Origin of the sequence: Mycobacterium hippophais, assembly GCF_027529605.1 — a bacterium.
GTDB lineage: Bacteria > Actinomycetota > Actinomycetes > Mycobacteriales > Mycobacteriaceae > Mycobacterium > Mycobacterium arseniciresistens.
Genome location: NZ_JAPZPY010000034.1, coordinates 1 through 571, shown reverse-complemented (window position 1 = coordinate 571; position 571 = coordinate 1). Strand labels below are relative to the sequence as shown.

Sequence of the window (571 nt, the reverse complement as noted above, 5' to 3'; positions counted from 1 at the left end):
TGGGCTGAAGGACGAGCCTGAGGCTGGATGTGAACTTCGTTACCATGGTTAAATATATAAAGCACTTCATTAGTGCTTTCAAGGCCGAATTTGCAGCGACTGCCTATTCAACGGATGAGGCCGGCAGACTCTTCGGTTGGCCGACTGTCGTTTTCGCGAAACGCCTGTTGCGCACGAAAGGCGCGGTGCCATCTTGCGCGGCCACCGGCCGCCTGCGAGGCTCGTCCGGTCCTGCAATTGTCGGGGAGCGAGGGGATGGGCCGTTTCGTCGATATCGCTGTCTTTCGCGCGCATCGCTTCAGCCTGGGGCGGGACGCGGAAACGGGTGCCCTTTACCTTTCAACGCCCGTCAGCGGCTTCAACCGCGCCGCGGAATACGAGGCCTATTTCCGCATTAGCGCCGAAGCGTTCGAGCAGTTTCGCGCCGACCCCGATGCGGCCGAGGCGTTCCTGGAGGCCTGCCGGAACCATGAGCATGAAGACCGGCGGCTGGCCTGACCGGCCGGCAGGGTCGTCAAAAGCGAAGACCGGCATGCGTTTCGGCCTTGAATTTGAAATAAGCCGGTTATGT

The 571-nt window shown here is 60.4% G+C and carries 1 protein-coding gene; it reads left to right on the top strand.

Annotated elements, in window-relative coordinates; genetic code table 11:
- The first annotated feature begins 255 nt into the window (after positions 1–255).
- A complete protein-coding gene (locus O6P37_RS28420; protein ID WP_244770127.1) occupies positions 256–498 on the top strand; it encodes a hypothetical protein in 243 nt (80 codons plus the stop codon).
- The last annotated feature ends 73 nt before the right edge of the window (positions 499–571 follow it).